This window comes from Streptomyces sp. NPDC026500, from assembly GCF_055567635.1.
Genome location: NZ_JBVHQB010000001.1, coordinates 385728 through 394551, shown reverse-complemented (window position 1 = coordinate 394551; position 8824 = coordinate 385728). Strand labels below are relative to the sequence as shown.

At 71.1% G+C, this 8824-nt stretch carries 11 protein-coding genes; 7 read left to right on the top strand and 4 right to left on the bottom strand.

What is annotated here, in order from left to right; all coding sequences use genetic code 11:
• Positions 1 to 48: 48 nt before the first annotated feature.
• Positions 49 to 984 (bottom strand): LysR family transcriptional regulator, encoded by a 936-nt coding sequence (locus tag ACZ4N5_RS01800; RefSeq protein WP_467755168.1) that lies wholly within the window; start codon positions 982 to 984, stop codon positions 49 to 51.
• Positions 985 to 1306: 322 nt separating this feature from the next.
• On the opposite strand from ACZ4N5_RS01800, the gene modA reads away from it, so the two are divergent.
• The 6 genes from modA to ACZ4N5_RS01770 all read left to right on the top strand — a co-directional run bounded on the left by modA (position 1307) and on the right by ACZ4N5_RS01770 (position 6051).
• Positions 1307 to 2158 (top strand): molybdate ABC transporter substrate-binding protein, encoded by an 852-nt coding sequence (gene modA / locus ACZ4N5_RS01795; protein ID WP_467755167.1) that lies wholly within the window; start codon positions 1307 to 1309, stop codon positions 2156 to 2158.
• Positions 2159 to 2312: 154 nt separating this feature from the next.
• A complete protein-coding gene (modB, locus tag ACZ4N5_RS01790; RefSeq protein WP_467755166.1) occupies positions 2313 to 3203 on the top strand; it encodes a molybdate ABC transporter permease subunit in 891 nt (296 codons plus the stop codon).
• Positions 3204 to 3360: 157 nt separating this feature from the next.
• Positions 3361 to 4443: an ABC transporter ATP-binding protein gene (locus ACZ4N5_RS01785; protein WP_467755165.1), complete on the top strand. Its 1083-nt coding sequence runs from the start codon at positions 3361 to 3363 to the stop codon at positions 4441 to 4443.
• A gap of 370 nt (positions 4444 to 4813) precedes the next feature.
• Positions 4814 to 5272, top strand: coding sequence for a cupin domain-containing protein (locus ACZ4N5_RS01780; RefSeq protein ID WP_467755164.1), 459 nt, complete (start codon positions 4814 to 4816; stop codon positions 5270 to 5272).
• Between the two features lie 181 nt (positions 5273 to 5453).
• Entirely contained in the window at positions 5454 to 5873 is a 420-nt protein-coding gene (locus ACZ4N5_RS01775; RefSeq protein WP_261706541.1) for an ATP-binding protein, read from the top strand.
• A gap of 28 nt (positions 5874 to 5901) precedes the next feature.
• On the top strand, positions 5902 to 6051 hold the full coding sequence (locus ACZ4N5_RS01770; protein WP_467755163.1) for a hypothetical protein: 150 nt from the start codon (positions 5902 to 5904) through the stop codon (positions 6049 to 6051).
• Positions 6052 to 6179: 128 nt separating this feature from the next.
• Here ACZ4N5_RS01770 and ACZ4N5_RS01765 read toward each other — a convergent pair whose 3' ends face one another.
• Both ACZ4N5_RS01765 and ACZ4N5_RS01760 read right to left on the bottom strand, forming a co-directional pair.
• Entirely contained in the window at positions 6180 to 6383 is a 204-nt protein-coding gene (locus ACZ4N5_RS01765) for a cold-shock protein (RefSeq protein WP_020871138.1), read from the bottom strand.
• A gap of 280 nt (positions 6384 to 6663) precedes the next feature.
• On the bottom strand, positions 6664 to 7002 hold the full coding sequence (locus tag ACZ4N5_RS01760) for a MerR family transcriptional regulator (RefSeq protein WP_389072283.1): 339 nt from the start codon (positions 7000 to 7002) through the stop codon (positions 6664 to 6666).
• 175 nt (positions 7003 to 7177) lie between these two features.
• On the opposite strand from ACZ4N5_RS01760, the gene ACZ4N5_RS01755 reads away from it, so the two are divergent.
• Complete coding sequence (locus ACZ4N5_RS01755) at positions 7178 to 8032, top strand: hypothetical protein (protein ID WP_467755162.1); 855 nt, start codon at positions 7178 to 7180, stop codon at positions 8030 to 8032.
• Between the two features lie 382 nt (positions 8033 to 8414).
• Here the strand turns inward: ACZ4N5_RS01755 and ACZ4N5_RS01750 are convergent, their stop codons facing one another.
• Positions 8415 to 8636 carry a hypothetical protein gene (locus ACZ4N5_RS01750; RefSeq protein ID WP_037614735.1) on the bottom strand — a complete coding sequence of 74 codons (222 nt, stop codon included), beginning with the start codon at positions 8634 to 8636 and terminating at the stop codon, positions 8415 to 8417.
• Positions 8637 to 8824 lie beyond the last annotated feature (188 nt).

Below are 8824 nucleotides of genomic sequence, written 5' to 3'. Positions count from 1 at the left end.
CAAATGCACTGGTCAAAGCGAACGTTGCTATGTGCTGATAGCCACGGGCTATGAACCCGCCTCCCCCAGATGCGCCCTCAGCAGCGAGTCCAGCGCGTCGCGCACCCCCGCCTCCCGGGCCACCTTCAACAGCGCCTGCGCCAGCACCGATTCGGGCTCGTGCCGTGCGACCACGATGCCGACCCGCGGTCCGTGCGCGGGACCCTCCAGTGGCACCACCCGCATCCCCTGCGGCACCCCGAACATGTGCAGCCAGGCGTGCGAGATCACGCTCGACCAACGGCCTCCGGGCAGCTGCGCGTACAGCCCGGCGACGGTGTCCGACTCGATCGCCGGAGCCGCCCGCGCGCCGTCCGCGGCGAAGCACTCGTCGATGATCCGGCGGTTGCGCATCCGCGGGCTCAGCAGGCACAGGGGGAGACCGGCCGCCTGCGACCAGCGGGCGGTCGCCGCGGTGGCCAGCGGACCGTCCACCGGGGTGAGCAGCACATACCGCTCCTCGTACAGCGGGAAGCGGCGTACGTGACGCAGGTCGTCGTCGTCGAGATACGTCATCGCCGCGTCGAGCTCGAACTCGGCGAGCCCGTGCGTGATCTGCGCCGACGACAGCGACTCCAGGCTGACCCTGGCCCGCGTGTGGCGCTCGCAGAAGGGGGTGGTGAGCAGGGACGCGGCGGGCAGCGCGGTGGGCACGATGCCGAGGCGCAGGGTGCCGGTCAGGCCGCCGCGCAGCGCCGACAGCTCCTGGCGCAGGGCGTCCCGCTCGGCGAGGATCCGGCGTGCCCAGGCCAGTACGACCTCGCCCTCCGGGGTCAGCCCCTCGTACCGTCGGCCACGGCGCACGATCGGCACGTCCAGCTCGTGTTCGAGCCGGCGGATCGCGGCGGACAGCGAGGGCTGCGACACGAAGCAGGCCGCCGCCGCCCGCGCGAAGTGCCGCTCCCGGGCGAGCGCGACCAGATACTCCAGCTGACGCAGCAGCACGCGCCACCTCCCGTAGGCGGGCAGGGTCGCAGACGCGGGACGGCCCTGTCACGACCCCGGCAGTCGGCTCACGACCCCGACCCCGGCCGCACGGGCAGGGGCCCGGATCCGCCCGGCCCACCCAGCGGGCGGTCCCGTACAAACGCACATGCGTACATCCGAAGGCTGTACGCACAGCTCATGCGATGCGACAGGAGACTTACAGCTCGCATATGCGGAAGTATGATCAGTGCATAGCAGAACGTGAGCAGAACGTGAGCTCATGACTGAAGATCACGACGGAGGCTTCAGCGAGCCCCAGAGTTTCCGAGGGAGTAGATCCGTGACGACCCGATCCGCGCGCCGGACCCGCCGCACCACCCGGACCCTGCAGGTGGCCGGCGTCGGTGCCGCCGCGCTGCTGGCCCTGAGCGCCTGCTCCTCCTCCGACAACAAGTCCGACTCCTCCGACAAGACGAAGTCGTCGGCCTCGGCGTCCTCCGCGCCGAAGCTCTCCGGCACCGTGACCGTGTTCGCCGCCGCCTCCCTGAAGGAGAGCTTCACGGCCCTCGGTCAGGAGTTCGAGAAGGTCCACCCGGGCACCAAGGTCACTTTCAGCTTCGGCGGCAGCGACTCCCTCGCCGCGAGCATCACGGGCGGTGCACCGGCGGACGTCTTCGCCGCGGCCAGCCCGAAGACGATGGCGATCGTGACCGACAGGAACGACGCGGCGACCGCCCCCGCCACCTTCGTGCGGAACCAGCTGGAGATCGCCACCCTGCCCGGCAACCCGGACAAGATCGCCTCCCTGAAGGACCTCACCGAGTCCGGCCTCAAGGTTGTCCTGTGCGACAAGACGGTGCCGTGCGGTGCCGCCGCGCAGAAGTCGCTGGACGCGAGCAGGCTGAAGCTCACCCCGGCCTCCTACGAGCAGGACGTCAAGAGCGCCCTGACCAAGGTGGAGCTGAAGGAGGCCGACGCGGCGGTCGTGTACAAGACCGATGTGAAGGCCGCGGGTGACAAGGTGGAGGGCGTGGAGTTCCCCGAGTCGGCCAACGCCATCAACGACTACCCGATCGCCCTGCTCAAGAACGCGCCCAACGCGGCCGCCGCCAAGGCGTTCATCGAGCTGGTGCGGTCCGCGGAAGGCCAGAAGGTGCTGACGGCGGCCGGCTTCCTGCAGCCCACGTCCTGACACCGCCGCCTGGCGCCGACTCCTGACAGCGACTCCTGGCACCTGCCTCTGGCGCCCGTCTCCTCCGTCCATCCGCCTCCCGGCGCGCTTCCCGGCACGTACCCCGTGAAGCCCGCCCCTTGAAGCGGACGCCCCGACCCCGTCTCCTGAAGCCATGAGTGATCCCGTGACCTCGCTCGACAAGTCCGACGCCCCGGCCGACACCCTCACGGGTGGGCCGCGGCTCGAACGCGGCCGGACGCGGGGCCGACCGAGTGGCCGGGTGCGTGGCGGAGTGCCACTTCCCCTCCTGCTGCCGGCCCTCGTCGGGCTCGCCTTCCTGCTCCTCCCGCTTCTCGCGCTGCTCGTCCGGGCGCCCTGGCGCAGCCTGCCGGAACAGCTGACCAAGCCCGAGGTCTGGCAGGCCCTCCAGCTGTCCCTGTTCTCGGCCACGACGGCCACCGCGGTGTGCCTGGTGCTCGGGGTGCCGCTCGCCTGGCTGCTGGCACGCACGGAGTTCCCCGGGCGCGGGCTCGTCCGGGCGCTGGTCACACTGCCGCTCGTACTGCCCCCGGTGGTGGGCGGCGTCGCGTTGCTGCTGGCCCTCGGCCGCAACGGACTCGTCGGGAAGCTGCTCGACTCGTGGTTCGGGATCACGCTGCCCTTCACCACGGCCGGGGTGGTCGTGGCCGAGGCCTTCGTGGCGATGCCCTTCCTGGTGATCAGCGTGGAAGGCACCCTGCGGGCGGCCGACCCGCGCTACGAGGAGGCCGCCATGACCCTCGGCGCCTCGCGCTTCACCGCGTTCCGCCGGGTCACGCTGCCCCTCATCGCGCCGGGCATCGCCGCCGGTTCCGTCCTGGCCTGGGCGCGCGCACTGGGCGAGTTCGGCGCGACGATCACCTTCGCGGGCAACTTCCCGGGCCGTACCCAGACCATGCCGCTGGCCGTCTACCTGGCCCTGCAGAGCGACCCGGACGCCGCGATCGCGCTGAGCCTCGTCCTGCTCGTGGTGTCGATCGCGGTTCTCGCCGGGCTGCGGGACCGCTGGATGACGGCGGCGTGATGACGGGCATCCCCACGAGGATCAAGCAGGACGCCGGACGTCCTCACGAGGGTGACTGTCACGCCGGACGTCCCTACAAGGGCGACTGCCACGCCGGACGTCCCTACGAGGGTGACTGCCACGCAGGACGTCTCCACGAGGGTGAGGTGATCGCGTCATGACCGGCGCGACCCCGGCGGCCACGGCCGCGCCGTCCGACAAGGGCCTCGACGCCCGTCTCGTCGTCCAGCGCGACTCGTTCCGCCTCGACATCGAACTCACCGCCGCTCCCGGTGACGTCGTCGCGCTGCTCGGGCCCAACGGCGCGGGCAAGACCACCGCGCTGCGCGCGCTGGCCGGGCTCACCCCGCTGTCCGAGGGCGGCCGGTTGCGGCTGGACGGCGCCTCCCTCGACCGGACGCCGCCCGAGTCCCGCCCCGTCGGCGTCGTCTTCCAGGACTATCTGCTCTTCCCGCACCTGTCCGCCCTCGACAACGTCGCCTTCGGGCCGCGCTGTCAGGGCGTACCCAAGGCGGAGGCGCGGGCCCAGGCCGCCGCGTGGCTGGAGCGCATGGGCCTCGCCGACCACGCCGGGGCCAAACCGCGCCGGCTCTCCGGCGGGCAGGCGCAACGGGTCGCCGTCGCCCGCGCCCTCGCCACCCGTCCCCGGCTGCTGCTGCTCGACGAACCGCTCGCCGCGCTGGACGCCCGTACGCGGCTGGAGGTACGCGCCCAACTCCGGCACCATCTCGCCGACTTCGAGGCCGTCGCCGTCCTCGTGACGCACGACCCGCTGGACGCGATGGTGCTGGCCGACCGGCTCGTGGTCGTCGAGGACGGCCGGGTCGTCCAGGAGGGCAGCCCGTCGGACATCGCCCGCAGGCCACGCACCGACTACATCGCTCAGCTCGTCGGCCTCAACCTCTACCGGGGCGAGGCCGAGGGCCACACCGTTCGGCTGGAGGCGGGCCCGGCGATCACCACGACCGAGACGCTCGACGGACCCGTCTTCGTGGCCTTCCCGCCGAGCGCCGTCACGCTCCACCGCCACCGCCCCACCGGCTCCAGCGCCCGCAACTTGTGGCAGTGCCGCGTGGGTGGCCTGGAGACGCACGGCGACCAGATCCGCGCGGACCTCACCGGCGAACTCCCGCTCGCCGCCGACCTGACGACGGTCGCCGCGGCGGAACTCGACCTGCATCCGGGCGCCGCTGTCTGGGCCACGGTGAAGGCGGCCCAGACGCACGCCTATCCGGCCTAGGGCCTGTCTGACACTTCGCGTCGGATCAGGCCGCGGCGTCCGGTGCCGTGCAGCGCAAGGCGGAGGGTCGCCCTCGTACCGGGCGTACTCGGGCGTGCCCGACAACGCGGCGACGTGCGGTGCCAGGCGTCGCGGCCCCGGCGGGAACGGTCAGACAGGCCGTAGGGCCTGTCCGCCACCAGGAGCCGACTCCCTGTCCGGGGCGGCCGCCGGCGGCGCTCCACGTCCGGGCGGACCCGGCGCTGTCCGCCCGAACGGGGAACGAAACGGCCGCCGGTACTACTCCCGGCCGGGAGGGCCCCCTGGCGGACATACGCGTGTCCACCGGGAGTTGGTTGAACCCCTTTCCGGCGCGTGATAGAGGCAGGGGGTGACCTCTCCTGAGACCGGGATTCCGGAACTGGCCGCCGCCCTGAACATGCAACCCCACCCGGAGGGCGGCTGGTTCGTCGAGACCTGGACCGCGCCGCAGGCCTTCCGGCCCGACGGCTACCCCGGCCCCCGCGCCGCCGCCTCCGCCATCTACTTCCTCCTCGCGCCCGGCGACACCTCCGCCTGGCACACCGTCCGCTCCGACGAACTCTGGCTGTGGCATCGCGGCGGCCCGCTCGACGTGCTGCTCGGCGGCGACGGAACAACTCCCCAGTCCACACCGCAGGTTGTCCGCCTCGGCCCCCGCGTCGAGGCCGGGGAGCGCCCCCAGGTCCTCGTCCCCGGCGGCGTCTGGCAGTCCGCCCGCCCGGCCGGCGACGAGGAGGTTCTGGTCAGCTGCGTGGTGGCGCCCGGCTTCGACTACGACGACTTCCACCTGCTCGACTCGGGTCGCTGAACCGCCCGTTCGGGGCCCGTCGCGGCTTTGTGACGTAGGTCGTTGGTTGCCGATCGCCCGGGTGGGGCATCACCCGAAGGCAGGACCGGCCGCGCACCGTTTCGCGCGGGGTCCCGGTCGACGGGGACGGAGCCGTCGGCCGGTGCTGGTTGTCCTGGGAGGGGAAAGAGAGGTGTCAGTCATGCGTGCGCACCAGCGCACCGTCCGACCGACCGCCCGCGTGGAGTACACACTGCCGCGTACGGCCGTCTCGGCGGGCAGGGCCCGCAAACTGACCACGGCGTTTCTGACCCGGCCACGGCCACGGCTCGCGTCGCCGACCGCGGACCAGGTGGACGACGCCACGCTGATCGCCTCCGAGCTCGTCGCGAACGCCGTACGGTACGGCCGCAGCGGCTGCAGGCTGCGTCTGCAACTGGGGCACGGGCGGGTGACGGTCGAGGTCCACGACGACAGTCCCGGGCGTCCGCAGGTCGGCGTGCTGGACGCGGAATCGGAAAGCGGCCGAGGCCTGGCCATGGTCCAGCAGCTCGCCCACAGCCTGGAGGTCGTCAGTACGGGCTTGGGCGGCAAGACCGTCCGAGCGGTCCTGGCGGTGTAGCAACCGGGCTCACGCCATCGGCGCCATCGTGATCGGGCCCGCCGTCGCCATCGCCGTCAGGCCCGCCGTCGCCATCGGCGTCAAGGTCGCTGCCGGCATCCGCATCGAGGTCGGCGCCGACATCCGCATCAAGAGCGGAGGGCATCGCCCGATTCGTTCGGCGCGGTCGAACCGATGAGCCGAGTTTGGCGCCGCCGAAAGTGGGCAAGAGACGCCGAAAATTCATCGCAATTTCAATGACCGCAAAAGACAGATGGCCGGAGCCCACACCTTGCGGTGCGGACGCCGGCCATCCGGTGTCCCAGACTAGGCGGGGACGATGTTCTCCGCCTGCGGGCCCTTCTGGCCCTGCGTGACGTCGAAGGTCACCTTCTGGCCTTCCTGGAGCTCACGGAAGCCAGAGGTGGCGATGTTCGAGTAGTGAGCGAAGACGTCGGCGCCGCCGCCATCCTGCTCGATGAAGCCGAAGCCCTTTTCCGCGTTGAACCACTTCACGGTGCCAGTAGCCATGTCAAATCTCCTTCGGGGCAAAGCTCGAAGGTCCACACTGTGTGGACCTGCGTCGCCGTGATGATTACCCCAACCGGAATGCACCGGAAAAACTTTGGGAACCACAACTGCAACTGAAATCGACAGTAGCACGCTGCGGGCCTCGAAGGGGGCGCACTATCTCACCCTGTCGCGGGGAATATCAAAACCTCGCGGGCCCGTGCACCAAATTCTGTATCGGCCGAAGCAGATATCCCGCAACCGGCCGAGAAACGGCCTGAGAGGGCCTCTGACGTGCCACTCACGCGTCCTGCGGTGTCGACCCGCGCAGCTCCGCGTTGATCCGCAGAGCCTCGTCGAGGCAGTCCTCCAGCGTGACGATCCGGCAGGCCGCCTCGACGGGCGTGCCCTGGTCGACGAGATCCCGGGCACGGGCCGCGACCCGCAGCTGGTTGCGGGAGTAACGACGGTGGCCGCCCTCGGAGCGCAGCGGCGTGATCAGCCCGGCCTCTCCGACGGCCCGCAGGAACGCGGGGGTCGCGCCGATCAGCTCGGCGGCGCGGCCCATCGTGTAGGCGGGGTAATCGTCGTCGTCGAACCGGTCGGTGGGGCTCATGGTGCTTCCCTGGGGCGCGTGCATCACCTTCCACTTTGGCAGATCCCGTCCGGTACCGGCCGGGGGCACCCGGCAACGGCCCGGTGACATCCGCGCGCCGCACTCACCCGGACGGCCCCGCGGGCTGGTGGGAGGCCCTGGCCGGTGATGGCGTGGGGGACACAGCCCGACCTCGGGACCGTCCTCGGGAGGCCTTCGAATGAACCGTCCGTCCTGTCTCCTCGCGTCCGCCCTGACCGCGGGGATGCTGCTCTCGACGGCCGCCTGCTCGAACGGCGGAGGTGACGGCGGCGGCTCCGGCCGTACGGGCTCGCCCGCGACCCCTGCCGCCACGTCCACCGTCCCCGCCTCGCCCGTCGCCGAGGAGCCGGGCGCCGCGTCACCCTCGCCCTCCGCCTCCGTCCGTACGCTCACCAAGACCGAGGCGCATACCGCGCTGATCACCAACTCCGACCTGGGGTCGCAGTGGGACGAGTCGAAGGGCGTGGCGGCCTGGCACGACGCGCTGCTCAAGAGCAAGGTCGACGAGGCGGCCTTCGTCACCGACAAGGCGAACGCCAAGCAGTGCCAGAAACTGCTGGACGGTCTGTACTCCGAGAACCTGCTGGGCAAGCCGCAGGGAGCGAGTGCCGTCACCGGCTTCGACGACAGCGACAACGACGCCCAGATGCGCTACGAGGTCGCCTCGTACGGGAAGAGCTCGCTGGACGCACAGCTGAAATGGCTGAGCACGCTGCCGGACATCTGTGACCAGTTCACGGCCGTCAACGGCAAGGGCGACAAGCAGACCGTCCAGGTCATCTCGACCCATCTGCCCGACGTGGGGGACGCCCGCCAGGGCCTCCAGGTGACGATGAGCGGTGAGCTGGAGGGCGACCCCGAGACCCTGACGCTCGACTTCGCCGCCGTGCGGGTCGGCGACAGCGCCCTCTCCCTCACCAACGGCGGCCTCTCCGGTACCGAACACCAATCCACCGAGCAGGCGGTCGAAGCGGGCACGAACCGCTTGAAGGACGTCCTGGCGGGGAAGTCTCCGGCCCCGACACAGGGCTGAGGCCCGCGGCGGCGACCACGTACCGCGGTCCGTTCGGAGCCGGGAACCATTCGGAGCCCGGAACAACGGGAACCACTCGGAGCCCGGAACAATGGGGACGAACCGATGGCCGGAAACCCGGACGGGCGATATGAGGTGCCGCGACGCGACTGGGGCTCGGCGGCGAACTGGGCCGGAAGGCCGGCTGTCCCTCTTCCGGGGCATCGGGAACACCCGTGGCAACGCCGAACGGGCTTCATCCGCAGCGTCGACGACTCCGTCGACCGTTTCCACAACCTTGTTGTGGCCATCCCGACCCACGCGCACCGCGGCCCCGGCAACCTGTGGTGGGGCTGCCGCGGGCTGAGGTGGCGGGCCGGGGTGTTACGTCAGTGCGTGCGAGTCAGAGCCGGTCCATCCGTGTGTAGGGGCTCAGGACGCGGACCTGGCGGGCGCCGAAGTCGACGAGCATCGCGATGCCCTCTTCGACGCCGACGATCGTGCCCAGGCCGTACTGGTCGTGGGAGACGCGGTCTCCGAGGCTGAACTCCTTGGCCACGGGGACGACGGGTGCGGCGAAGGGGCTGGTGGGCAGGTGGCGCCGGGGCGCGGAGGATTTACTCATCGTGATTCCAGTATGGGCCCTATTCCGGCGGGCGGTAGGGCTTGATGGTCTCGATCCCGCTCCGACTCGACGTCCCGGACCGCTCCCGAACGCCGTGGGCGGGGACCCCGGTGCGCGGTCCCCGCCCGGTCGGCCGCGCGTTCCCTGAGGTCAGCCGTCGGGGCGGCGGTTCCGTGATCTTTCCGGTG

Excerpts from the sequence above, each read along its gene's own strand:
- modB (WP_467755166.1), top strand. The coding sequence starts at position 2,313 with ATGAGTGATCCCGTGACCTCGCTCGACAAGTCCGACGCCCCGGCCGAC.
- ACZ4N5_RS01785 (WP_467755165.1), top strand. The coding sequence starts at position 3,361 with ATGACCGGCGCGACCCCGGCGGCCACGGCCGCGCCGTCCGACAAGGGC.
- ACZ4N5_RS01775 (WP_261706541.1), top strand. The coding sequence starts at position 5,454 with ATGCGTGCGCACCAGCGCACCGTCCGACCGACCGCCCGCGTGGAGTAC.
- ACZ4N5_RS01765 (WP_020871138.1), bottom strand. The coding sequence starts at position 6,383 with ATGGCTACTGGCACCGTGAAGTGGTTCAACGCGGAAAAGGGCTTCGGC.
- ACZ4N5_RS01760 (WP_389072283.1), bottom strand. The coding sequence starts at position 7,002 with ATGCACGCGCCCCAGGGAAGCACCATGAGCCCCACCGACCGGTTCGAC.
- ACZ4N5_RS01750 (WP_037614735.1), bottom strand. The coding sequence starts at position 8,636 with ATGAGTAAATCCTCCGCGCCCCGGCGCCACCTGCCCACCAGCCCCTTC.
- ACZ4N5_RS01755 (WP_467755162.1), top strand. The coding sequence starts at position 7,178 with ATGAACCGTCCGTCCTGTCTCCTCGCGTCCGCCCTGACCGCGGGGATG.